General features: G+C 39.3%; 19 protein-coding genes, 1 tRNA gene and 2 pseudogenes. 18 read left to right on the plus strand and 4 right to left on the minus strand.

The annotated features are described in order from the left end of the window. The 13 genes and pseudogenes from HNQ69_RS05125 to HNQ69_RS05185 form a co-directional block, all read left to right on the plus strand. A partial coding sequence (locus HNQ69_RS05125) for an EF-Tu C-terminal domain-related protein (RefSeq protein WP_006589354.1) occupies positions 1–81 on the plus strand: 81 nt, incomplete at its 5' end. A 42-nt stretch (positions 82–123) separates the two neighbouring features. Next, positions 124–199, plus strand: a tRNA-Trp gene (locus HNQ69_RS05130). A 204-nt stretch (positions 200–403) separates the two neighbouring features. Further along, positions 404–616 (plus strand): preprotein translocase subunit SecE, encoded by a 213-nt coding sequence (gene secE / locus HNQ69_RS05135; RefSeq protein ID WP_183228996.1) that lies wholly within the window; start codon positions 404–406, stop codon positions 614–616. 20 nt (positions 617–636) lie between these two features. Next, positions 637–1,167: a transcription termination/antitermination protein NusG gene (nusG, locus tag HNQ69_RS05140; protein ID WP_183228997.1), complete on the plus strand. Its 531-nt coding sequence runs from the start codon at positions 637–639 to the stop codon at positions 1,165–1,167. Between the two features lie 148 nt (positions 1,168–1,315). Next, the gene (rplK, locus tag HNQ69_RS05145; RefSeq protein ID WP_183228998.1) at positions 1,316–1,744 is read left to right on the plus strand and encodes a 50S ribosomal protein L11; all 429 of its coding nucleotides are present in this window, start codon (positions 1,316–1,318) and stop codon (positions 1,742–1,744) included. 4 nt (positions 1,745–1,748) lie between these two features. Continuing rightward, complete coding sequence (gene rplA / locus HNQ69_RS05150; protein ID WP_183228999.1) at positions 1,749–2,447, plus strand: 50S ribosomal protein L1; 699 nt, start codon at positions 1,749–1,751, stop codon at positions 2,445–2,447. Between the two features lie 361 nt (positions 2,448–2,808). After that, entirely contained in the window at positions 2,809–3,327 is a 519-nt protein-coding gene (rplJ, locus tag HNQ69_RS05155; RefSeq protein ID WP_183229000.1) for a 50S ribosomal protein L10, read from the plus strand. A 102-nt stretch (positions 3,328–3,429) separates the two neighbouring features. Next, on the plus strand, positions 3,430–3,801 hold the full coding sequence (rplL, locus tag HNQ69_RS05160) for a 50S ribosomal protein L7/L12 (RefSeq protein WP_183229001.1): 372 nt from the start codon (positions 3,430–3,432) through the stop codon (positions 3,799–3,801). Positions 3,802–4,089: 288 nt separating this feature from the next. Next, positions 4,090–8,238 carry a DNA-directed RNA polymerase subunit beta gene (gene rpoB / locus HNQ69_RS05165; RefSeq protein WP_183229002.1) on the plus strand — a complete coding sequence of 1,383 codons (4,149 nt, stop codon included), beginning with the start codon at positions 4,090–4,092 and terminating at the stop codon, positions 8,236–8,238. Between the two features lie 174 nt (positions 8,239–8,412). Continuing rightward, positions 8,413–12,624 carry a DNA-directed RNA polymerase subunit beta' gene (gene rpoC, locus HNQ69_RS05170; protein ID WP_183229003.1) on the plus strand — a complete coding sequence of 1,404 codons (4,212 nt, stop codon included), beginning with the start codon at positions 8,413–8,415 and terminating at the stop codon, positions 12,622–12,624. A gap of 604 nt (positions 12,625–13,228) precedes the next feature. Continuing rightward, positions 13,229–13,617, plus strand: a pseudogene (locus HNQ69_RS05175) (MerR family transcriptional regulator). 221 nt (positions 13,618–13,838) lie between these two features. Continuing rightward, positions 13,839–14,516 carry a nitroreductase gene (locus HNQ69_RS05180; protein WP_183229004.1) on the plus strand — a complete coding sequence of 226 codons (678 nt, stop codon included), beginning with the start codon at positions 13,839–13,841 and terminating at the stop codon, positions 14,514–14,516. A gap of 352 nt (positions 14,517–14,868) precedes the next feature. Continuing rightward, a complete protein-coding gene (locus HNQ69_RS05185; RefSeq protein ID WP_183229005.1) occupies positions 14,869–16,266 on the plus strand; it encodes an L-serine ammonia-lyase in 1,398 nt (465 codons plus the stop codon). 779 nt (positions 16,267–17,045) lie between these two features. On the opposite strand, the gene HNQ69_RS05190 is transcribed toward HNQ69_RS05185, so the two are convergent. Continuing rightward, positions 17,046–17,324, minus strand: a complete 279-nt coding sequence (locus HNQ69_RS05190; RefSeq protein WP_183229006.1) for a hypothetical protein — start codon at positions 17,322–17,324, stop codon at positions 17,046–17,048. 32 nt (positions 17,325–17,356) lie between these two features. After that, entirely contained in the window at positions 17,357–18,706 is a 1,350-nt protein-coding gene (locus HNQ69_RS05195) for a serine hydrolase (protein WP_183229007.1), read from the minus strand. 261 nt (positions 18,707–18,967) lie between these two features. Here HNQ69_RS05195 and HNQ69_RS05200 point away from each other — a divergent pair. Continuing rightward, positions 18,968–19,291 (plus strand): annotated as a pseudogene (locus HNQ69_RS05200) (ATP-dependent Clp protease adaptor ClpS). Between the two features lie 12 nt (positions 19,292–19,303). Beyond that, entirely contained in the window at positions 19,304–21,655 is a 2,352-nt protein-coding gene (gene clpA / locus HNQ69_RS05205) for an ATP-dependent Clp protease ATP-binding subunit ClpA (RefSeq protein WP_183229008.1), read from the plus strand. Here the strand turns inward: clpA and HNQ69_RS05210 are convergent. Next, positions 21,652–22,086, minus strand: coding sequence for an HIT family protein (locus HNQ69_RS05210; RefSeq protein ID WP_183229009.1), 435 nt, complete (start codon positions 22,084–22,086; stop codon positions 21,652–21,654). The two genes, clpA and HNQ69_RS05210, sit on opposite strands and share 4 nt — an antisense overlap. A gap of 133 nt (positions 22,087–22,219) precedes the next feature. Then, positions 22,220–22,681, minus strand: a complete 462-nt coding sequence (locus tag HNQ69_RS05215) for a RidA family protein (protein ID WP_183229010.1) — start codon at positions 22,679–22,681, stop codon at positions 22,220–22,222. A gap of 136 nt (positions 22,682–22,817) precedes the next feature. Between HNQ69_RS05215 and HNQ69_RS05220 the strand changes: the two genes are divergently transcribed. The 3 genes from HNQ69_RS05220 to tsf all read left to right on the plus strand — a co-directional run bounded on the left by HNQ69_RS05220 (position 22,818) and on the right by tsf (position 25,603). Then, positions 22,818–23,642: an EipB family protein gene (locus tag HNQ69_RS05220; RefSeq protein WP_183229011.1), complete on the plus strand. Its 825-nt coding sequence runs from the start codon at positions 22,818–22,820 to the stop codon at positions 23,640–23,642. A 158-nt stretch (positions 23,643–23,800) separates the two neighbouring features. Further along, positions 23,801–24,574: a 30S ribosomal protein S2 gene (gene rpsB, locus HNQ69_RS05225; protein WP_183229012.1), complete on the plus strand. Its 774-nt coding sequence runs from the start codon at positions 23,801–23,803 to the stop codon at positions 24,572–24,574. A gap of 105 nt (positions 24,575–24,679) precedes the next feature. Beyond that, the gene (tsf, locus tag HNQ69_RS05230; RefSeq protein ID WP_183229013.1) at positions 24,680–25,603 is read left to right on the plus strand and encodes a translation elongation factor Ts; all 924 of its coding nucleotides are present in this window, start codon (positions 24,680–24,682) and stop codon (positions 25,601–25,603) included. Positions 25,604–25,673: the final 70 nt, after the last annotated feature.

The raw sequence follows: 25,673 nt of genomic DNA on the forward strand, positions 1-25,673 counted from the left end.
ATGGAAGAGAAGCTTCGTTTTGCTATTCGTGAAGGTGGTCGTACTGTTGGTGCCGGTATCGTTTCTAAGATTATTGAGTAAATAATGGTTGTTGAGGGATATTAAGGATATAATTTGAGAGTTAGGGGTATAGCTCAGTTGGTAGAGCGGCGGTCTCCAAAACCGCAGGTCGCGGGTTCAAGTCCTGCTGCCCCTGCCAAAAGGGTATGTTTTTAGTTGTGAGGAGGTGTTTTTTAACTCACTTTTTCGCTTTTTTGTGTGGGGCTTGTTTTTTTGTATATGAATCGGTATTGAAAGAGAGAATGAGGAAGCTGCATAAGGCTGAAGGTTATTTTTTCGTGTTTTTTTTGTATTTATTTTGTTGTATAACCCACAATAAGATAAGAAAGGTAGAGTGTGACTAATGGCATCTAAAACCAATCCAATTACCTTTTTAAAGCAGGTTTATGCAGAAACAGTTAAGGTGAAGTGGCCTACACGCCGTGAAACGGTGATTTCTACAGTTATGGTATTATTAATAACAGTGTTGGCTTCAGCTTTCTTTTTTGTTGTGGATCAGGTTATGCATTTTAGTGTTTGGCGGGGTATTGATCTTCTGAAATATCTTTTTAGTTGATAGTGCAAGGAAGTGTGACTGTGGCTGCTCGTTGGTATATTGTTCAAGCATACTCAAATTTTGAAAAAAAGGTGGCGGAAGCTATTGAGAAAGAGTCCAAGCAAAAAGGGCTTGATCATCTTTTTGAAAAGATTTTTGTTCCGACTGAACGTGTTATTGAAGTTCGTCGTGGACGTAAGGTTGATACTGAGAGGAAGTTTTTTCCTGGTTATGTTCTTGTTCGTGCTGAGTTAACGGATGAGGTTTATCATCTCATTAAGAATACTCCTAAAGTGACAGGTTTTTTGGGGTCAGATTCGCATCCTATTCCCATTTCGGATTGGGAAGTGGAGCAAATTCTTAAACAAGTCCAAGAGGGGGTTGAGACTCCAAAATCTTCTGTGTTGTTTGAAGTTGGAGAGCAAGTTCGCGTTGCTGATGGTCCTTTTGTTTCGTTTAATGGGGTTGTTCAAGAGGTTGAAGAAGAGCGTTCTCGCCTTAAGGTAGAGGTGCTAATTTTTGGGCGTCCTACGCCTGTTGATTTGGAGTTTGGTCAGGTTGAAAAACTCTGATTAAACTTAAGGTGATTTTAATCACTTTAAGTAACTGGTGGGAGGGTTTATAGGCTTTTGTCGGCTTGATAATCCGAACCACTCGACTGCAGCGGGTTGCAGGCAAAATGATTTGTCAGCATACCAGTGAAATTGAAGGCAGATTGTTATGGCAAAAAAAAGTATAGGTCAGCTTAAATTGCAGGTTCCTGCCGGAGCTGCTACCCCGTCTCCACCGATTGGTCCGGCTCTCGGTCAGCGTGGTATTAATATTATGGAATTCTGTAAAGCGTTTAATGCAGCTACGCAGGAAATGGAGAAGGGTGCACCGATTCCAGTGGTTATTACTTATTACCAAGATAAGTCTTTCACCTTTTCTTTAAAGACGCCTCCTGTGTCGTTTTTCTTGAAGAAGGAAGCGAATTTGAAATCTGGTTCAAAGGAGCCTGGTAAAGTCTCTGTGGGAAGCATCTCTCGTGATAAAGTTCGTTCAATTGCAGAAGCAAAGATGAAGGATCTTAATGCAAATGACATTGAGTCGGCGATGCGCATGGTTGAAGGTTCTGCTCGCTCTATGGGCTTGGAAGTGGTGGGCTAACATTATGGCAAAAACAGCAAAGAGAATAAAAAATATTCGCAAAGATATTAATTTTCATGAGCTTTACGCTTTAAAAGATGCAGTTTCGATGGTTAAAGAGCGTGCAGTTGCTAAATTTGATGAAACGATTGAAATTTCAATGAATTTAGGTGTTGATCCTCGTCACGCAGACCAAATGGTTCGCGGTGTTGCTCATTTGCCTAATGGAACAGGGCGGAATATTCGTGTTGCCGTTTTTGCACGTGGGGATAAGGCTGAAGAAGCTAAAGCTGCTGGTGCTGATGTTGTGGGAGCTGAAGATTTATTTGAAAGCATTAATGGTGGTATGATTAATTTTGATCGTTGTATTGCAACGCCGGATATGATGCCTCTTGTTGGTCGTCTTGGTAAGATTCTTGGTCCACGGAGTTTGATGCCAAATCCAAAAGTTGGTACTGTGACCCTTGATGTTTCTAGTGCTGTCAAAGCTTCTAAAGGTGGTGCTGTTGAGTTTCGTGTTGAAAAAGCTGGTATTGTACATGCTGGTATCGGTAAAGCTTCTTTTGGAGTTGAGAAGATAGTGGAGAATATTAAAGCTTTTGCTGGTGCTGTTATTAAAGCTAAACCACAAGGTGCAAAGGGTGAATATATTAAGCGTGTTGCAGTTTCCTCAACTATGGGGATTGGGGTTAAAGTAGATCCTGCAACGGTTCGTTCAGAGTAGGTCTGAGTAGTTTTATAATTTTGTTTTAGGGTGTGCAAATATCAAAATTGTATTTAGAGTGTCGATTTTTATCGACATTGAGTTATCTAAGTTCTATCGAGCTTAGGTTATACCGGAAGAAATTCCGGAATATCCTGTCCGAGATTGTGGGTGGTGCTATTTGGGTACCTTAATCGAAAAAGACCCGCATGAGACTGGAAAAAACTGAGAGTTAAAGACTTAAAGGGTTTGAACCAGGGTTGCCTTTGATCGCTGTGCGTGAAAAGGGGACAGGATCCTCATCGGTAGCATAAGGTATTTTATGTTATCAAAGGTAACCAATAGATTTGTTTTAAACAAATCTATTAAATGGAGAGAGACAGTGAATAAAGCGGAAAAACGCGAATTTGTTACATGGCTTAACGAGGCTTTTCGAAAGTCTGGTTCTGTTATTGTTGCACATTATTCCGGTCTGACAGTTTCGCAGATGAACGATCTTCGTTCGAAAATGAGTGAAGCTGGCGGTGCTGTTAAAGTCGCCAAAAACCGTCTTGCTAAAATCGCTCTTCAGGGCACAGAATCTGAATCGATAGTAAATTTGTTTACTGGGCAAACACTTATTGCTTATTCGGAAGATCCAATTACAGCACCGAAAGTTGTTGTTGATTTTGCGAAAAGCAATGACAAATTTGTTATCCTGGGTGGTTCAATGGGTGCGACAAGTTTGAGTGTAGATGCTGTGAAGTCATTGGCTTCATTACCTTCACTAAACGAGTTGCGGGCAAAACTTGTAGGTATGATTTCTACCCCTGCAGCCCGTATCGCACAGGTTGTTAATGCACCTGGTGGTCAGATTGCACGTGTCATTGGAGCATATGCCCGGGAGGATAAGGCGGCTTAAGACTGTTTTGTATTCATGCTTATGAAAGAGCTTTGGTGCTTTTTTGTTTTTTTGAATAATTTTAAATAATGGTTCAAATCTTTTAATTGAAGGAATTTTAAAATGGCTGATCTAGTGAAGATCGTAGAGGACCTTTCTAACTTAACCCTTTTGGAAGCTGCGGAGCTCTCTAAGTTGTTGGAAGAAAAATGGGGGGTTTCGGCTGCTGCTCCTGTGGCTGTAGCTGCTGTTGCTGGTGTTGCTGCTCCAGCTGCTGAAGAAAAAACAGAGTTTGATGTTATTCTTGTTGAAGGTGGTGCGCAAAAAATTAATGTTATCAAGGAAGTTCGCGCTCTTACAGGACTTGGTCTTAAAGAAGCTAAAGATTTGGTTGAGGGGGCGCCTAAACCTATCAAAGAAGGTGCTTCTAAAGATGAAGCAGAAAAAATTAAATCTCAACTTGAAGCTGCTGGTGCTAAAGTTGAACTTAAGTAAATTTTGTTTTATTGGCGAGCATTTATGTTCGCCAATTTCCTTTCTTTTGAAAAGAAGGGAGATGATCAGTAAGAGCCTTTTCCTAGCAGACTAGTAGCTGTGATGGGTATAGGTTTTACTCCTAGTTCCCTCCTCTTTGAGTCACGTAAATGGGTGGCTTGTGTTAGTGGAACAAGTTGGTGGTACCCAATTTAGGGTATCAAGTGAAACTGGTCTGCGTGTGCAGGTTAATGACATAAAGCTTTCAAGGTTTAGTCTACCTTGAAGAGTAAAGATCAAGGAGCAACGATGGCTCAGACCCTAGCGATGATGTCTCAATTCAATGGTCGTAAGCGTGTACGCAAATTTTTTGGTAAGATTCCTGAAGTTGCAGAGATGCCGAATCTTATTGAGGTTCAAAAAGCGTCATATGATCAGTTTCTCATGGTTGAGGAACCAAAAGGTGGACGACCAGATGAAGGTTTGCAGGCTGTTTTTAAATCGGTATTTCCTATTTCGGACTTTTCCGGTACAGCTATGCTCGAATTTGTTGGTTATGAGTTTGATTTACCAAAATTTGATGTTGAAGAATGTCGTCAGCGTGATTTGACTTATGCTGCACCATTAAAGGTGATCTTACGTTTAATTGTTTTTGATGTTGATGAGGATACTGGCTCGAAGGATATCAAAGATATTAAAGAGCAGGGCGTTTATATGGGCGATATGCCTTTAATGACAACGAATGGTACCTTTATTGTTAATGGTACAGAACGTGTTATCGTTTCACAGATGCATCGTTCTCCTGGTGTCTTTTTTGACCATGATAAAGGAAAGTCACATTCATCGGGAAAGTTTCTTTTTGCTGCTCGTGTTATTCCTTATCGCGGTTCATGGCTTGATATTGAGTTCGATGCTAAGGATATCATTTATGCCCGTATTGATCGGCGACGCAAGATTCCTGTTACGAGTCTCTTGATGGCATTGGGCATGGATGCATCAGATATTTTGTCAACGTTTTATAATAAAGTTACTTATGAGCGAGATGGAGATGGGTGGTGTACTCCTTATTCTGTTGATCGCTTTAAAGGCATGAAGCTTGTTTCTGATCTTATAGATGCAGATAGTGGTGAAGTTGTTGCCGAGTCTGGTAAAAAGCTAACTGTTCGTATTGCAAAATCTTTAGCCGAGAAAGGTCTCAAGGCGGTTAAAGTCAGTGAGGATGATTTATTAGGGTGTTATTTAGCAGAAGATATCGTCAATTATCAGACAGGTGAGATTTACCTTGAAGCTGGTGATGAAATTGATGAGAAAATATTGAAGATTTTACTTGATGTTAATGCTGATCAAATCAATATTCTTGATATTGATCACATGAATGTTGGGGCATATATCCGTAATACTCTAAAAGTGGATAAAAACGAAAGTCGGCAGGATGCATTATTTGACATTTATCGGGTAATGCGTCCAGGTGAACCACCAACAATGGACACAGCGGAAGCTATGTTTCATTCGTTATTTTTTGATCCAGAGCGTTATGATCTTTCAGCTGTTGGGCGTGTTAAGATGAATTTACGTATGGATCTTGATTGTCCAGACACAGTTCGTATTTTGCGTCAGGAAGATATTCTGGCTGTTGTTAAAATGTTGGTTGAATTGCGCGATGGTCGTGGTGAAATTGATGATATCGACAATCTTGGCAATCGTCGTGTTCGCTCAGTTGGGGAGTTGATGGAAAACCAATACCGCATTGGTTTACTTCGTATGGAGCGTGCGATAAAAGAGCGTATGTCATCGGTTGAAATTGACACAGTCATGCCCCAGGATTTAATCAATGCAAAACCTGCTGCAGCAGCAGTTCGCGAGTTTTTTGGGTCTTCGCAGTTATCACAGTTTATGGACCAAACCAATCCATTGTCAGAAATTACTCATAAACGCCGTCTTTCTGCTCTTGGTCCGGGTGGTTTGACTCGTGAACGCGCCGGTTTTGAAGTTCGTGACGTACATCCGACACATTATGGACGTATTTGTCCAATTGAAACACCAGAAGGTCCTAATATCGGTTTGATTAATTCCTTAGCAACATTTGCGCGAGTTAATAAATATGGATTTATTGAAAGTCCATGTCGCAAAATTGTTGATGGTAAAGTGACAACAGAAGTTATTTATCTGTCTGCTATGGAAGAATCAAAGCATTATGTAGCTCAAGCCAACTCTCCACTGGATTCCGAGGGACGCTTTACAGAAGAATTTGTCGTTTGTCGTCATGCAGGCGAAGTTTTGATGGCGCCGCGCGATCATGTGGATTTGATGGATGTTTCCCCAAAACAGTTGGTTTCAGTAGCAGCAGCTCTTATTCCATTTTTGGAAAATGATGATGCGAATCGTGCGTTGATGGGATCGAACATGCAGCGTCAGGCAGTTCCGCTTGTACGTGCTGAAGCGCCATTTGTTGGTACGGGAATGGAATCAGTTGTTGCTCGTGATTCAGGTGCAGCCGTTAGTGCAAAGCGTGGGGGTATTGTTGATCAAGTCGATGCAACGCGTATTGTTATTCGTGCTACAGAAGATTTAGATCCTTCAAAATCTGGTGTAGATATTTATCGTTTACAAAAGTTTCAGCGTTCTAATCAGTCTACTTGTATTAATCAGCGTCCTCTCGTGTATGTTGGTGATCGGATAGAGAAAGGGGATATTATCGCGGATGGTCCGTCTACGGATCTTGGAGATTTAGCTCTTGGGCGGAATGTTCTTGTAGCTTTTATGCCTTGGAATGGATATAATTACGAAGATTCCATTTTGTTATCTGAGCGCATTGTTGCCGATGATGTTTTTACTTCAATTCATATTGAGGAATTTGAAGTTGCAGCACGTGATACAAAGCTTGGGCCTGAAGAAATTACGCGTGATATTCCTAATGTTGCAGAAGAAGCGTTAAGGAATCTTGATGAAGCAGGTATTATCTATATTGGTGCGGAAGTTCAGCCTGGTGATATTTTAGTTGGCAAGATTACGCCAAAAGGTGAAAGTCCTATGACACCGGAAGAAAAGCTTTTGCGTGCAATTTTTGGAGAAAAGGCTTCAGATGTTCGTGATACTTCTATGCGCATGCCTCCTGGAACTTTTGGGACTGTTGTTGAAGTTCGTGTTTTTAACCGTCACGGTGTGGAAAAAGATGAACGTGCGATGGCAATTGAACGTGAGGAAATTGAACGTTTAGCTAAAGATCGCGATGATGAACAGTCGATTCTTGATCGCAATGTTTATGCGCGTCTTGCAGATATGTTGACAGGTAAAGTTGCTGTAGAAGGACCCAAAGGCTTTTCAAGCAGTAAAGAACTTGATAATATGATAATGGGTAATTACCCGCGTTCACAATGGTGGCAATTTGCTGTTGAGGATGAAAAGCTTCAAAGTGAAATTGAGGCTTTACGCAAGCAATATGATGAATCAAAAGAAGCGTTGCAACGTCGCTTTATGGATAAAGTTGAGAAGGTCCAAAGAGGCGATGAGATGCCCCCTGGTGTCATGAAAATGGTAAAGGTTTTTGTGGCGGTGAAGCGTAAAATTCAACCAGGTGACAAGATGGCGGGACGTCATGGTAATAAGGGGGTTGTGTCACGTATTCTTCCAGTAGAAGATATGCCGTTTCTTGAAGATGGAACCCATGCTGATATCGTCTTGAATCCGCTTGGTGTGCCTAGTCGTATGAATGTTGGACAAATTCTTGAAACCCATCTTGGTTGGGCCTGTGCTGGTATGGGCAAGAAGATTGGTGATTTGGTAGAGTTATATCAAGAGACTGGCGATATACTTCCTTTGCGTCAGCGTATAGAGAATTTTATACCTGATAATGATCATAATGAACCAGTCCGTAAATATGATAATGAAAGTCTTTACAAATTAGCGCTGCAGATGAGGAAAGGTGTTTCAATTGCGACCCCTGTTTTTGATGGAGCACACGAAGCTGATATCAACATGATGCTGGAAGATGCGGGCTTAGATAGTTCAGGGCAGGTTACGCTTTATGATGGTCGTACTGGAGAGCCTTTTGATCGTCCAGTGACAGTGGGTTATATTTACATGTTGAAATTACATCACCTTGTTGATGATAAAATTCATGCACGTTCGATTGGACCATATTCTCTAGTTACGCAGCAGCCATTAGGTGGTAAGGCACAATTTGGTGGTCAACGTTTTGGTGAAATGGAGGTCTGGGCACTTGAAGCCTACGGTGCTGCATATACTTTACAAGAGATGTTGACTGTAAAATCGGATGATGTGGCTGGTCGAACAAAAGTTTATGAGGCAATCGTGCGTGGCGATGATACATTTGAGGCGGGTATACCGGAGAGCTTTAATGTGTTGGTAAAAGAAATGCGTTCACTTGCTCTTAATGTAGAACTTGATGATGCGCGTGACCTTATTGCACGGCGGGCATTATCTGATACAGCAGATTAACAATCCAGAGAACGCATTTGAAAAAGTGCGTTCTAATTGGCTTAAAGGGCTGAAGAAGGAAATTTCTATTAAGATAGTACAGAAAATTTTAAAAATAGAAGTAAGTTTTAAATAAGATCTGTAATAAAAATAAGATGTTACAAGAGGTTCTAAGAATCTTTGAAGGAGAACGGCATGAACCACGAGGTCATGAATCTTTTCAATCCTCAGGCGCCAGCGCAGACATTTGACTCTATTCGTATTTCCATTGCGAGTCCTGAGAAGATTTTGTCCTGGTCATACGGTGAGATCAAGAAGCCTGAGACTATTAATTATAGGACTTTTAAGCCAGAGCGTGATGGTCTTTTTTGTGCACGTATATTTGGTCCGATTAAGGACTATGAGTGTCTATGCGGTAAATATAAGCGCATGAAATATAAAGGAATTATCTGTGAAAAATGTGGTGTAGAGGTTACTCTTTCCCGTGTGCGCCGTGAGCGTATGGGGCATATTGAGCTTGCGGCACCTGTTGCGCATATTTGGTTCCTTAAATCATTACCAGGGCGCATTTCTACACTTTTAGATTTAACTTTGAAAGATATTGAGCGGGTTCTTTATTTTGAAAATTATATTGTAACAGAACCAGGATTGACCTCTCTTAAACTCCATCAACTTCTTTCTGAAGAAGAATATATGCTGGCTGTTGATGAGTTTGGGGAAGACCAGTTTACAGCTATGATTGGTGCTGAGGCTATTTACGAGCTTCTAGCGGGCCTGGAATTAGAGAAAATCGCAAATGATTTGCGTATCGAATTGTCTGAGACAACTTCGGAGTTAAAGCAGAAAAAGCTGATTAAGCGGCTTAAGATCGTTGAAAGTTTCCTTGAATCTGGCAATAAACCAGAATGGATGATTATGAAGACGATCCCAGTTATTCCACCAGATTTGCGTCCATTGGTTCCGCTTGATGGTGGACGTTTTGCGACGTCGGATTTAAATGATCTTTATCGACGTGTTATAAATCGTAATAACCGTTTGAAGCGATTAGTTGAATTGCGTGCTCCTGGAATTATTGTGCGTAATGAGAAACGTATGGTACAAGAAGCTGTTGATGCATTATTTGATAATGGTCGGCGTGGGCGTGTCATTACTGGAGCAAATAAGCGTCCATTAAAGTCTCTTTCAGATATGCTAAAAGGTAAGCAAGGGCGTTTTCGTCAAAACTTACTTGGAAAGCGTGTTGATTACTCGGGGCGTTCTGTTATTGTGACAGGTCCTGAATTGAAATTGCATCAATGTGGTCTTCCCAAAAAAATGGCTCTGGAATTATTTAAACCATTTATTTATGCACGGCTTGATGCAAAAGGATATTCATCAACTGTAAAACAAGCAAAAAAGCTAGTTAAAAAAGAGCATCCGGAGGTTTGGGATATCTTGGATGAAGTTATCCGTGAGCATCCTGTTTTGCTAAATCGTGCTCCGACATTGCACCGTTTGGGAATTCAGGCTTTTGAACCTATTTTGATTGAAGGCAAGGCTATCCAACTTCACCCCTTAGTGTGTACTGCTTTTAATGCGGATTTTGACGGTGATCAAATGGCGGTTCATATTCCGCTTTCTCTTGAAGCACAGCTTGAAGCTCGTGTTTTGATGATGTCGACCAATAATATTCTTCATCCAGCCAATGGTGCTCCAATTATTGTTCCATCACAGGATATGGTTCTTGGTCTTTATTATCTTTCGATTGTCTCTGAAAAAGAACCAGGTGAAGGGATGGCTTTTTCCGATATAGGTGAACTTCATCACGCCTTGGAAAATAAGGTTGTAACTCTTCACACGAAGATCAAGGGTCGTGTTAAAAATATGGGAAGGGATGGAAAAGAAGTTGCAAAAATTTATGATACAACACCTGGTCGTTTGATTATTGGAGAGCTTTTGCCCAAAAATCCCAATATCTCATTTGATATCATCAATCAAGAAATGACTAAAAAGAATATTTCTAAAATGATTGATCAGGTTTATAGGCACTGTGGGCAAAAAGAGACAGTTATTTTCTGTGACCGTATTATGCAACTTGGCTTTTCTTATGCTTGTCGTGCAGGAATTTCATTCGGCAAGGATGATATGGTTATTCCTGATAGTAAGTCGCGTTTAGTTGCAGAAACAGAAGCTTTGGCTAAAGAATATGAACAGCAATATAATGATGGTCTGATTACGCAAGGTGAAAAATATAACAAAGTCATAGATGCTTGGGGTAAATGTACAGATCGCGTTGCGGATGAAATGATGAAACGTATTCAGGCTGTTGAATTTGATCCTAAAACAGGACGTCAGCGGCCAATGAACTCGATCTATATGATGTCGCATTCTGGTGCGCGTGGTTCGTCTAATCAGATGAAACAGTTGGCTGGTATGCGTGGATTAATGGCAAAGCCATCGGGTGAAATTATTGAAACACCAATTATTTCAAATTTTAAGGAAGGACTAAACGTTAACGAATACTTCAATTCAACCCATGGTGCACGTAAAGGACTGGCTGATACTGCATTAAAAACAGCAAACTCTGGTTATCTAACTCGGCGTCTTGTTGATGTTGCACAGGATGCTATTATTTCAGCAGTTGATTGTGGTACTGCAAAAGGTCTAACGATGCAGCCGATTGTTGATGCAGGACAAATTGTTGCGTCTCTTGGGCAAAGAATTCTTGGTCGTACAGCGCTTGTTGATATTTTGCATCCAGTCTCTGGAGAGGTTATCCTTGAAGGTGGAGCGATGATTGAGGAGGCCGATGTTGCTAAAATTGAAGAAGCTGGAGTTCAGTCTGTTCAAATCCGCTCTGCTTTGACATGTGAAACACGCCTTGGTGTTTGTGCAAAATGCTATGGTCGTGATTTGGCACGTGGGACACCAGTTAATCAGGGTGAGGCTGTTGGTGTTATTGCTGCTCAATCTATTGGTGAACCGGGAACTCAGCTTACTATGCGGACTTTCCACTTAGGAGGAACAGCGCAGGTTGTTGATTCTTCTCATTTAGAAGCCTCTTATGAAGGTAGGGTAGAGATTCGCAATCGCAATGTGGTCCGCAATTCTGAAGGTCATTTGGTGGTTATGGGACGTAATATGGCTATCCTTATCAAGGATGAGTCTGGAAAAGAGCGTGTTGTTCATCGTGTTAGCTATGGTGCACATATTTTTGTTGATGATGGTGATGTGGTTAAACGTGGCCAACGTATAGCAGAATGGGATCCCTACACTCGTCCGATTCTAACGGAAGTTGAGGGTTATGTAGGCTTTGAAGATATGATTGATGGTTTATCCGTTACTGAAACAGCTGATGAATCTACGGGTATTACGAAGCGTTTGGTGATTGATTGGCGTGCTAATCCACGTGGTGCAGATCTAAAACCAGCCATTATCATCCATGCGGACAAAAAAGGTGAAACCATTGCTAAATTGTATAAGGGTAGTGAAGTCCGTTACATGATGTCAGTGGAAACTATTCTTTCTGTTGAGCCTGGTGCTCACGTTAAGGCCGGTGATGTTATTGCGCGCTTGCCAATGGAAAGTGCCAAGACAAAAGATATTACCGGTGGTCTGCCGCGTGTGGCTGAGCTTTTTGAAGCGCGGCGTCCAAAGGATCACGCCATCATTGCTGAAGTCAGTGGTACAATTCGATTTGGTCGTGGTTATAAGAATAAGCGTCGTATTATTATTGAACCAAATGATGAAACTCTTGAGCCAGTAGAATATTTAATTCCAAAGGGTAAGTTGTTTCACTTTCAAGAAGGTGACCAAATTGAAAAAGGAGATTATATCCTTGATGGTAATCCGGCTCCTCATGATATCTTGGCGATTAAGGGTGTTGAAGCTTTGGCATCTTATCTTGTTAATGAAATTCAAGAAGTTTATCGTTTGCAAGGTGTTTTAATTAATGACAAGCATATTGAAGTGATTGTTCGCCAAATGTTGCAAAAAGTTGAAATTACTGAATCTGGAGATTCTGGTTATATTCCAGGCGACAATGTTGATCGTATTGAACTTGATGAGATCAATGATAATTTGATTGCAGAAGGGAAGAGGCCTGCGTCTGGTACTCCCATTCTTCTTGGAATTACAAAAGCATCTCTTCAAACACCATCCTTTATTTCGGCAGCATCATTTCAGGAAACAACAAGGGTGCTCACGGAGGCCGCGGTTTCCGGCAAAATTGATACTTTGCAAGGTCTTAAGGAGAACGTTATTGTCGGTCGTCTTATTCCTGCAGGGACAGGTGGTACAATTGCTCAAATCCGCCGTATTGCTGCAGTTCGTGATGATTTGATTGTTGACGAGCAGCGTAAGTCTAGCGATAATCAGATGACTAAGGCTATGTTGACCAATATGACAACTGGAGCAGTTGCTGAATAATTTAAATGCGTGCTAAAAATGGTATGTAAAAATGGTATGAGAGCGCCCGAATCGTGAATTTGGACGCTTTTAAAAATCTCAAAATAGAGCATTTGCGTGTTTTTCTAACAACAAAGAGGACTGTAAAGGCTATAAAGTCGCTGCGGTTTTAAGCCTCCTTGGTGGCTTATTGTCCTTTGTTATAATGAGATTTATCTTTTCTATTGCTTAATTTGTAAGGCTCTTTATTTATGTAATTTTAGAGAGAAAGTTTATTTCCAATATATTTAAGTTGAAAAGTGCATAGGATAATAAGCTATTACGTTTTAAGGAAAAGTGGGGAGATTATCCGAAAGTGATGAACTGCTGGTTTTGAATACTTTTAGAAGTTTTTTTGATTGATATCTTTTATGAAAGAGTGAAAAGATATTATACGATCCATCAAAAATCTTTCTTATAATCCGAGTAATAATCAATTCCCTGCTTACAATATTTTGCATCAGGAGAAAACTTTATATTTTCTTTTTAAAGTTTCGGAAAGCAGAAGATAGAATACTAACTAAAATTTTATAAAAAACAACTATAGTTTTTATAACAGTGTGGTCTATAAAAACAGAATCATGAAATGTACGAATATTATTCAATTAGTGAATTGACACGAGAATTTTCAATAACCGCTCGGACTTTACGTTATTATGAAGAAGAAGGGCTTCTTGTACCTTTTCGACGTGGGGGCCTCACGGTTTTATACGCAAATGGATCGTCATAAATTAAAACAAATACCGCGCGCTAAAAGAGTTAAATTTTCTTTATCTGAAATATCTGATATGTTGACTATGGTTGGAAAAACACCTGATGATGAGAAAAAGCTTAAGGAATTAATTTCAGGGATTCATAAAAAAACGGGCTGATTTACAGCAGAGGCAACGTGATATTGAGGATCTTTTACATGATTTAGGACGCATCGAAGAAACTTTTTTTGAGAGTTTAGCCGAATTAGGAGTTAATCATTGAGTTTAAAGTTTACTTTCTTTTCCTTCAGTCATTCTCTTTTCCTTAAAAGAAAGAGGCTGAATTTACCATATATTGATAGGTATTGACTTGGTGTCGAAGCTGTAAGCCATTTGAGGGAGTAGATTGAATAAAAAGTGTTGAGAAAATACTTCTGCAACATTTGCCTTTGTCTAAGCAAATAAAGCTATTCAAATTAATTTTTCAAAAAGAAAGTAAAAACAATGGCAGTTTCTTCTCTCAATATTTTTCAATCTATTCTGTCACGAAAGTCAATTCGTGCTTTTACTAATCAGCCTGTTCCACAGGAAACGATCAAAGAAATCTTAAAACTTGCTGCCCGTGCACCCTCTGGAACAAATATCCAGCCGTGGCAAGTGATTGTTCTAACGGGAAAAGTGTTGCAAGAAGTAGGGGAGGAACTTTCACAACTTGTGCTTTCAGGTATAGAAGGAGAGCGTCCATATCATTATTATCCACGTAAGTGGCGTGAGCCTTATCTTTCAAGACGTCGAAAAATTGGCTTGGATCTTTATAAGAGCCTTGGAATTCAAAAAGATGAGCAGGAAAAAATGCTTCGTCAGAAGGCGCGGAATTTTTCATTTTTTGGTGCACCTGTAGGACTTTTGTTTACAATGGACCACGACATGGAAATCGGGAGCTGGCTTGATTTGGGTATGTTTATGCAAACTATTATGTTAGCCGCACGTGGATTTGGCTTGGATACCTGTCCTCAAGCTGCTTTTGCGGATTATCATAAACAAATTCGTATACTTTTATCTGTACCTTCTGATCGGCAGATTATCTGTGGTATGGCACTTGGTTATCGTGATATAAGTGCTCCAGAAAATAATTTTGAGACTGAACGCGAACCAATTGAAAATTTTGTCCGTTTTATTTAATGATATCCAGAAAAATATTTATATGTAAGCGGGCACAAATTTTAAAGGATTTAGAGCATAAATATTTCAGTGGGAAACCTCTCATCCTTGTTGAACTTTCATATTGCATATTAATACTTATTTTACTAGGCTTGGAAAATTAAGAGATTCAGAGAGTGATTAATTAAGAATCTTTTCATTTTTGAAGGTTATCCATGGAAAGCGCTCTAGAGAAAAGGTGTTGGGTAGTAGCAAGACGAGCGACCCTCGTATTTGTTGCTGTCATTTTTTTAGCTTATCTCACAATTTGATTTTAAAAGGGATAAGCGTGATAAGGTGTATACTCAAATCGTATTTAGTTTTGAGGTAATGCGTGTTTTTATCTGTTTTTGAAATTTTTAAAATTGGTATTGGTCCTTCCAGCTCACATACAATGGGACCGATGACAGCGGCTAATATGTTTTTGCAAGAGATTTTTGAGCGAAATCTTTCCCAACGATCTGATACTAAAGTCTCCCGTATACGTGTTTATCTTTATGGTTCTTTGGCTTTTACAGGGATTGGTCATGCAACAGATAGAGCTATTATATTAGGTCTTTTGGGAGAAAAGGCTTCAACTGTTGATCCTGATTGTATGGCACTTCTGCTAGAAAAGGTTGCACGTGAAAAAAAAGTACAACCAGAAGGCCATGCTGCTTATCAGTTTGATGTGCAAAGTGATCTTATTTTTGAGCGAAAGAAAGTTCTCCCCGGTCATACTAATGGACTTGCGTTTGAAGGGGTTGACGCTGATGGGAATGTTCTTTTGCGGCAGGTTTATTACTCTATCGGCGGTGGTTTTGTGGTAACTGAGGATGAATTAAGCTATATAAATGGTAATATACAACAAGAAACGTGTGAGGTTCCATATCCTTTTGATACTGCATGTAAAATGTTGTCAATGGCGAAAAAATCGGGACTTTCAATTGCTGAAATGAAGCGTATAAACGAAGAGACGAAGATCAACCGTTCTGCTCTTAATACAGGGCTTGATGAAATTTTTTCAGCTATGACAAATTGTATTGATAGAGGTCTTTCACAAGAAGGTGAGTTGCCCGGTGGATTGCGTGTTTTAAGGCGTGCCAAAAAGCTACACGAAACGCTTTTGAAAAATCGAGAAAAAAATCATAATTATCCACTTTTAGCAAATGATTGGCTTTCGGTATATGCTATAGCAGTAAATGAGGAAAACGCCGCTGGTGGTCGTGTTGTTACAGCACCGACGAATGGAGCAGCTGGTGTTGTGCCTGCAGTTTTGCGTTATTATCTTGAGTTTAATGACAATTCAGATCAAGAAGGGATATATAACTTTTTGTTGACAGCAGCAGCTATTGGTGGTGTTACCAAACATAATGCTTCTATTTCTGGTGCAGAAGTGGGGTGTCAAGGTGAAGTTGGGACAGCATCTTCAATGGCTGCTGCAGGGTTGACTGCTGCGTTAGGTGGTACACCTGCTCAAATTGAACATGCAGCAGAAATTGCGCTTGAACATCATTTGGGGATGACCTGTGATCCGGTTGCAGGTCTTGTGCAGGTTCCTTGTATTGAGCGCAATGCGATGGGAGCTATTAAGGCAGTGACAGCTTCTTCCCTTGCGTTACATGGTAATGGAGATCATTTTGTTTCTCTAGATGCTTGTATAGAAACAATGCGTCAGACCGGACATGATATGAGTGAACGCTATAAAGAAACAAGTAAAGCTGGTCTAGCAGTCAATGCAATATCCTGTTAAAGTGTGCAACAGATATTTAATATGGTAAATTTTTTATGTTTTGTTTATTGCATATGAAGGTATAAACAGGCATCATAATTGGATTTTGCAGATTTCAATATTTGCTAACCGCTTTTGTAGTAAGATGGCTGATGAAAAGGTGTATTTCACCCTTATTTTAAGCGGTTTTTATCCACAGGATAATCCCGTTGTGGTGATATGTAAGCGAACGGTTTTTATTGATTTATCGTAAGAGAGTTGGAGATGAGAGAATATTGCTAATATTGCTGTATTCATAGTTTTCATTCAAGTTGGAAAATGATTAATAATCTTTAGAAGAATGTGTTAGTTAATAAAAGAGATGTATTTAAAAGTTGTTTTGTGTTTTGAAAAGAGCATGAGTTTAAAAAATGACTTAGGTAATTTTACATAATATTTATGTTGCGTGGGGGGATTTGTGCATTATTGAAGAGGATTTTTTCGTAATAGTATCCAATAGGAAGAGTTTGACTTCAACGATGCCCCACTTCTTTCTTATGAAAATATATCAATGGTGACTTTGATATTAAATCTAAAAGTAAACCAACATTTGGTATTTTCTGTGTGCTTTAGGGGATAGTTTTATTGACAATCTGATCTGAGAATTGGATAAAAATTTACCGTGCAATTTTTATTAAACTTAAAAAAGGAGTGCATTTACTTAAAAAAGGAGTGCATTTACTGAACAATCTTTAAAGATAGTCTGCAATTTATGAAGATATTTAATTGACAAAATAATTCTTGCCGAAGTTATCGATAAATTAGATATTTGTTTTACCTAGATGGATTTTAATAGGGACATTACCGGTTTGGCTTGCAACACGTAAATGGATGCGTACAGGAGGCATTGCAAGACGACGATTTCGTGTTGTTTGGCAAATAAGAAGGTTAACAAGAGACTGTGTATCTAATATATAGGGCGTATATCTTAAGCCAGCAAGTTTTATCGCAGCATCGTGAAGAGCACGCAATGAGAGCAGAAATGATTGCTTCAATAATTTCCCTTTTTCAGAGGGTGAAGCAAGAGCATTATGTGTCATGATACTATCCTTAACGCAGAATCTAAAAACTTTTAGTAAGCTATAGTATAGCAGTTAAAATTTGCTTTCTTTAACGTAGAACAGGCGTGGAATGCGGCTTTTTTTGATTGAAATCCTACAAATCGTGCACGATAATAGCGATGTCCGCTTTTTTCAAACAGTTGCATATGTGAAGATACATTCTTTAAAGCAGAATAAGCTGTGTTTTTTGCTTTTAAAAGCAGAGTTCTTGCTTGTTCTTTACCAGGAAGAGAGCCAATTTGAATAGCCCATCCGGCGTTTGTAGATAAAGAAGCCGTAACAATTTTATTTGTCTCAACAGGTATAGTTTTTTGAGGGTTAGGGATTGGTATAATTGCTTGGTTCACAGCAACTATTGCTGCATTAGAATTTTTATGTTGTTCTGCAAATGCAGTCAATATAGTAGAAATTTCATCATTGAAGCTGTTTGGTTCAGCTTTAACAGTTGGTATAGGGGTATTTGCACCAGTGGGTAATTTATAATGTGCAGAAGCCATTAAATGTCCATCACGTGTTATCTGGCTTGCTTTTGGTAAATATTGGTTTAATAAGTTGGCCATATGCTCATCCCGTGCGGTAGACGATTTACCTCCCATAACAACAGCAACGATCGAGCGTCCCTCAGAACGCATTGAAGTCGCTAAATTAAAACCTGACATTTGTGTGTAGCCTGTTTTAATTCCATCAACCCCCTTCATTACTTTGACGAGTTTATTGTGGCTGTTAATCGTATGTCCACGAAAAATAAAACTTTTTGTTTTGAACAATTTATACTGCTGTGGAAAATTTTTGCGTAAGGCTAATGATAAAGTAGCCATATCCTGTGCCGTAGAATAGTTTCGCGTATCTGGAAGACCTGAAGCATTTGCGAAATGCGTATGCATCATACCGAGTTTGCGTGCTTTAGCAGTCATCATTCGAGCGAATTTTTTTTCGCTACCACCGAGATATTCAGCAATAGCAGTAGCAACATCATTTGCTGATCTTGTAATGAGTGCTTTAGCCGCTACTTCTGCAGAAATTGTTTGGCCTGCTTTAAAACCGATTTTTGTTGGTGGGCGTGTTGTTGCATAATGCGAAACGGGGATCGGTGTATTTGGTGTAACGCGCCCCATATGCATAGCCTCAAAGAGCATATAGAGTGTCATCATTTTTGTTAAAGAAGCAGGGTAACGCTTTAGCGTTGAATTGGCTTGAAACAAAATTTTTCCTGTGTTTGCGTCTATAATAATAGCAGCGTACTTATCAGGATAGGCTCCGGGAGGAGTAGCTGATGCCCAAGAGTAAGAAAGAGCTAAAATAACAAAAACAATCGCTACCTTTTTGTAGCAACGTATGATTTTTCGGCAGTTAATATACACTTGCGATATCCTATTTCTCCATTTATTTTGAAGATTCTGCAAAGCTCCCCCTTTTCTGCAGCTTGTTGATGCAATTTAGACAAATGGTATTACTAATTTGTTTACAGAAATTATTTTGTAAGTTCCCCTATTTAATTTAAATCTAACCATAAAGGAAAGTTTTCTTCTTGACACAAACAACTATTGCAATAGTTGTGAAAAAACTTAAGATTAACAAAAATACGCTCCACAAAAGCTGATAGCAATTCTATAGAGCTTATTATGCACAATGAAAAGGGCGATAATTTGGATAAAAACTGGCACGATGCTGTTATAATAGCAAAGATTAGACTAAAATTCCAAAAGACTGGGCTATATCGTGTGTTTTTTCTGAACAATGGTTACACTCTCCTACGGAATTTTATTATTTTTGTTTTGAAACCCTTTTTAAAAATAGAAGAAGCAGCGCATATTATGTAATATGTTCATCAGAATGGTGTGGATGAATGTGGAACTTACAGTTATGAAGCAGCCGAGATGAGAGTGGTACGAGTTAAGAAGTGCGCACATCAAAATGGATATCTATTACAATGTGTAATGGAATGAAAGTGAGGGCGTATGCCATCTTTTACATCTAGTCTTGAAGAAGTTTTGCATCGTGCATTAACAATTGCTGCTCAAGCACGGCATGAATATGCGACATTAGAACATCTTTTGCTTGCTCTGTTAGATGATGTTGATGCAAATTCAGTTATTCAGGCGTGTCAGGTAGACGTGGAAGAATTGCGGGAGCGTTTAACCCACTATATCCAGTCAGAATTGGATGTACAAATTAGAGCTGACGAGGATACAAAACCGACAACATTTTTTCGGCGTGTAATCCAACGTGCAGTGATTCATGCGCAATCATCTGGAAAAGACGAAGTATCAGGAGCGAACGTTCTTGTTGCAATTTTTTCTGAACGTGAGAGTCATGCGGCATATTTCCTTCAAGAGATGGGAATGACACGCTATGATGCCGTGCGTTTCATCTCCCATGGTATCATACGGGATGAAGGATTATCTATGTTGATTGAGGGGCTTGAAGAGCAATTAGATCAGCAAATTTCAGATAGTGGTGAAAAGCTAACAAGTGCACTCACCAGTTATTGTGTTGATCTCAATTGTAAAGCACGTAGTGGAAAAATTGATTTATTAATTGGTCGTGAAGTGGAAATTTCACGCATGATTCAGGTTTTATGTCGGAGATCAAAAAATAATCCGCTTTTGGTTGGTGATCCTGGAGTTGGAAAAACTGCTATAATTGAGGGGTTAGCAAAGCACATTGTTGATGGGGAAGTTCCTGAAGTTTTATCAAATGCAACTATATTTTCCCTTGACATGGGAGGACTTGTTGCTGGTACACGTTATCGTGGTGATTTTGAAGAACGGTTAAAGCAAGTTATTAAGGAATTTGAGGAATATCCAGATGCTGTTTTATTTATTGATGAAATTCATACCTTAATTGGAGCAGGGGCTACATTAGGAGGGAATATGGATGCGGCAAATCTTTTAAAACCTGCATTATCTTCTGGAACTATTCGCTGTATTGGTTCGACGACTTATAAAGAATATCGCAAAATTTTTGAACAAGATCGTGCTTTAGAGCGCCGTTTTCAGAAGATTGATGTTAACGAGCCTTCTATTGCTGATGCAATTAAGATTGTGCAAGGATTGAAGCCTTATTTTGAAGATTTTCATCAAATCAAATATAGTGATGAGGCGATGAAGGCATCTGTAGAGTTATCTTCGCGTTATATGATTGATCGCCGACTACCTGATAAAGCAATTGATGTTATTGATGAAAGTGGTGCAGCGCAAAAACTTTTGCCAAAAAAACAACGGAAAAAGAGTATAGGTGTTAAAGAAATTGAAGTAACTGTTGCCACTATGGCAAGGATTCCACCCAAAACAGTTTCTGGTAATGATCAGAAGACGCTTAGCAAGCTTGAAAGAGAACTTAAACAGGTTGTTTATGGACAAGATCAGGCAATTTCCGCCTTAGTTTCATCAATTAAATTAGCGCGGGCAGGATTGCGTGAAACAGATAAACCAATAGGAAGTTATTTATTTTCAGGTCCAACAGGTGTAGGAAAAACGGAAGTGGCAAAACAACTTGCATCTTCTTTAGGCATTGAATTGTTACGTTTTGATATGTCAGAATATATGGAACGGCATACAGTGGCACGCTTAATTGGAGCCCCTCCTGGTTACATAGGATTTGATCAAGGAGGTCTTCTTACAGATGCTGTTGATCAGAAGCCTCACGCTGTTTTATTGCTGGATGAGATTGAAAAAGCACATCCAGAATTATTTAATATTTTATTGCAGGTTATGGATTATGGTAAATTAACAGACCATAATGGCAAAAAAATTGATTTTCGCAATATCATTTTAATTATGACAACCAATGCTGGTGCTTCAGATATGGCAAAATCAGCTATCGGATTTGGCAAAGTGCATCGCGATGGTGATGATATTGAAGCAATTAATCGACTCTTTTCGCCGGAATTTCGTAACCGGTTAGATGCGATCATTCCCTTTGCACCTTTATCTCAGTTGATTATCAATCAGATTGTGCAAAAATTTATTTTTCAGCTTGAAGCCCAATTAGCTGAACGGGATATTTGTTTTGAATTAAACTCTTCTGCGATGGGTTGGCTTGCCAATAAAGGATATGATTCTCAAATGGGCGCACGCCCATTAAGCCGTGTTATACAAGAGCATATTAAAAAGCCATTAGCTGACGAAATTTTATTTGGAAAGTTGCGCAATGGTGGCATGGTTCGCGTCTTGACACAAAAATCAAACACAGAAAAAGAGAGGTTGCAGTTAAAAATTTGGTCTTCCGATATGTCTTTTCGTTCAAAAATTAATAAAGCAACACATCTTACAAAAAAACATGTAAAGAAAAAAGACCCTATGACTTAAGAATGTTTTGAAAGGGCTGCACGGATTTTTTTCGCGTTCTCTTCAAGTGTTTCTGTAGGCGTTATAACATCATTATGGGGAGACAGTTCTATTCCTTCCATACGGGGTATAATATGGAAATGAAGATGATAAACGGTTTGTTGACTCGCTGCTTCATTAAATTGCATGATTGTTATACCGTCTGCTTGAAAAGCTTTTTTGATAGCTTTAGCGATTTTTTGAACAGCTTTAATAAGTGGAAACAATGTTTCAGTATCCGCATCCAGTAGGTTTCTAGAGCCTTTTCGAGGAATAACCAGCGTATGACCTGGTGCTTGTGGCATGATATCCATAAATGCAATGACATCATCATCTTCATAGACACGAACGGAAGGAATTTCATTACGAATCAATTTAGCAAAAACATTGTTATTGTCATAAGCTTTTTTCATATCAATATTTCCTTTTTATTCAGAACTTTAATTTCAAAACTAAAGAATGCGAAAAGTGAAAAAGTATTAGAAAAAAAAGAGTTTCGCAGTCGGTTATCACTTTAATTTATTATGCATTATCATTGATGAAAATTTAAACTTCTATGATAGCTTCAACTTCTACTGGAACATCCATAGGAAGAGAGGCAACACCAATGGCAGAACGGGCATGTTTTCCAGCTTCACCAAGAATATTGACGAGTAAATCAGAAGTTCCATTGGCGATAAGAGGAATATCAGTAAATTGAGGATCTACAGCGACAAAAACGGTGATTTTTACCACGCGTTTTATTCTATTTAAATCACCGAGAGCTGCCTTGATTTGTGCAAGAATGTTGAGTGCACAGATTTCGGCTGCCTTTTTCCCTTGTTCAACACTAACGGTTGCACCGACTTTACCGATTGCTATTGGCTCTCCATTAAAAAGAGGGAGCTGTCCCGAAATAAAGAGTTGGTTACCGCTTTGTAAAGTTGTTACGTAATTAGCAATTGGCTGTGTTGCTTCAGGAAGAACAATTCCAATTTTTTGAAGATGGCTTTCAATCGCGTTGGTCATAATTTACACTCCATAGTTATTTTTCTATTGCATAAACTATTTTTAGATTGAATGAAATGTGTGGTTAATTAAGAAACGAGCCTTTTTTGCCTTATTTTATGATGTTATGCAACGGGGAGAGAATTGGAATTTTAGAATGATCAGACCATTATTTGTAATAATTTTATATGTTGCTTTCTTATATATTGCGAGAGCAGAAGAACCCATTTTTATTGTACCTCATCGAGCAATTTATGATTTTCAGCTCGATAGTGTTTCTCATGAAGTGACAATTTCGGGGATGTCAGGGCGAATGGTTTACGAGTTGACTGGTTCAACGTGTCAGGGGTATAGTACACGTTTTCGTTTCATCAGCCGTATTCACATGGAGGATATGCCGGTGCGTTTCACTGATCAACATACGACGAGTTATGAAACGGGTGATAGTCGGACATTTCACTTCAGTGTTACAGATCAAGCTGGACAAGAGATTACACATCGTGCCCAAGGGATAGCGGAGCGTGTTAAAGATGGGATTATCGTTAAACTCAATAAGCCAAAGGAAAAAGAATACAAGCTTCCATTGGCTGAGTTTCCAATTATGCAACTGAAAAATATCATCCGCCATGCAAAAGCGGGCGATCATTTTTACTATGTTGCTGTATTTGATGGAACAGATAAAGCAGATAAAATTATAAAAGAAAGTGTCGTCATTGGAGAAGAGAAAATACAGTTCTCTGATACTAAAACGAAAAAAATGGAAAAATTGGAGGAGAAAAAATATTGGCCCGTTACGATTTCTTATTTTGATGATGTAGAAAAAAAAGATGGTTTGCCAGTCTATCGTAGCAGTTTTCTTTTATACGAAAATGGTGTTATGCGTGATCTTCATATAGATTATGGAACTTTTTCTGTACGTGCCGAACTAAACAGTCTTGAATTTCTCGAAGAGAAGAATAACCTTAATCAATGTAAACATTAAAGCATTGCAGAAAATAACTTGAAAAAGAATCAAATATTAGTATGTTTACGCTATTCCACACGCGGAGTTTGGGTGTTTGCAAGGAAAGTCTAGCAAGCGTCCGCCGGTAGTAGGTCTACCTACTTTTTCCGCGGAGGTCGAACCGGAAAGGATAAACTATGGCACTACCAGATTTTACTATGCACCAGCTTTTAGAAGCAGGTGTGCACTTTGGTCACCAGACTCATCGCTGGAATCCCAAAATGACTCCCTATATTTATGGTCAGCGTAATAATATTCATATTATTGATCTTGCTCAGACTGTTCCTCTTTTACACCAAGCGCTTAAACTTGTTTCAGATACAGTTGCGCGTGGTGGCCGTATTCTCTTTGTTGGTACGAAGCGGCAGGCATCTGACATTATAGCTGAAGCAGCGAATCGTTCGGCACAATATTATGTTAATGCGCGTTGGCTTGGCGGTATGCTTACAAACTGGAAAACAATTTCCCATTCGATACATCGGTTGCGTAAGCTGGACAAAATTCTTGCTGCTGAAGCACAGGGTTTTACCAAAAAAGAACGTTTAAATCTTGAGCGTGATCGTGAAAAACTTAATCGTGCACTCGGTGGCATTAAAGATATGGGATCTGTTCCAGATCTTATATTTGTTATTGATACAAATAAAGAGAATATTGCACTCCAAGAAGCAAAACGTTTAGGAATTCCGGTTATTGCTATTATTGATAGTAACTGCGATCCTGATCACGTTACTTACCCGATTCCAGGTAATGATGATGCGTCACGCGCAATTTCGCTTTATTGTGATCTTTTTGCTCGTGCAGCTCTTGATGGTATTGCTCGTCAACAAGGTGCGATGGGTGTGGATTTAGGAGCGCAAGCTGATGCGCCTGTAGAACCCGTTTTGGAAAATGCGGTTTCAGTTTCTGAGTAGTATTAACAATGCCTGTTAGGGTACTTATTTTCTAAAGAAGAGGTTATAGGCGTCACGGGATTTTCTTTTTGTACGCTTTTACCGTTACAGAACAAAGAGGCAAATATGAGCATTACTGCTGCACAAGTGAAAGAACTTCGGGAATTGTCAGGCGCTGGTATGATGGATTGTAAGGCAGCTTTGGCAGAGACTGGTGGCGATATGGAAGCTGCTGTTGATTGGCTTCGTAAAAAGGGAATAGCCAAAGCAGATAAAAAAGCGGGTCGTACGGCGGCAGAGGGATTAATCGGAATTGTATCAAAAAGTTCAAGTGCAGTTTTGGTTGAGGTTAACTCTGAAACAGATTTTGTAGCGCGTAACGATGTATTCCAAGATATTGTACGCAATGTAGCGACCGCTGCTTTGGGTACGCAAGGGTCTGTTGACGCTGTTTCTGCGTCTCTATATCCTGGTTCTGAGAAGACCGTAGAAGCTACAATTAAAGATGCAATTGGTACCATTGGTGAAAATATGGCATTTCGGCGTTCTGCCAAACTCTCTGTTGAGAATGGTGTGGTTGCAACTTATATACACAATAGTGTAGCTGATGGTCTTGGTAAACTTGGAGTTTTAGTTGCTATTGAAACTACAGGAAATAAGGAGGCAGCAGCCTCTTTTGGTCGGCAGGTTGCAATGCATATTGCTGCAACCAACCCGTTGGCGCTAACAGTAGAAGATGTTGATGCTAGCGCCGTTGAGCGTGAAAAAGAAATTTTTTCAGATCAGGCACGTCAGTCTGGAAAGCCTGAAAATATCATCGAAAAAATGGTAGAGGGGCGCATGCGTAAATTTTATGAAGAAGTTGTTTTGCTCTCTCAGGCTTTTGTGATGAATCCTGATATAACAGTTGAAGCAGCTTTAAAGGATGCTGAAAAATCGATTGGTGCACCGGCAAAAATCACAGGTTTTATTCGTTTTGCATTAGGAGAAGGTGTGGAAAAAGAAGAGTCTGATTTTGCTGCAGAGGTTGCTGCGGCTACCAAAGGGTAGTTGTTTATAAGTTATTGTTAGAAATTTGAAATCTTACCATTGAATATAAAATTACTGGTAGGAAAGAGTA

Origin of the sequence: Bartonella callosciuri (assembly GCF_014203215.1) — a bacterium.
GTDB classification, from domain to species: Bacteria; Pseudomonadota; Alphaproteobacteria; order Rhizobiales; family Rhizobiaceae; genus Bartonella; species Bartonella callosciuri.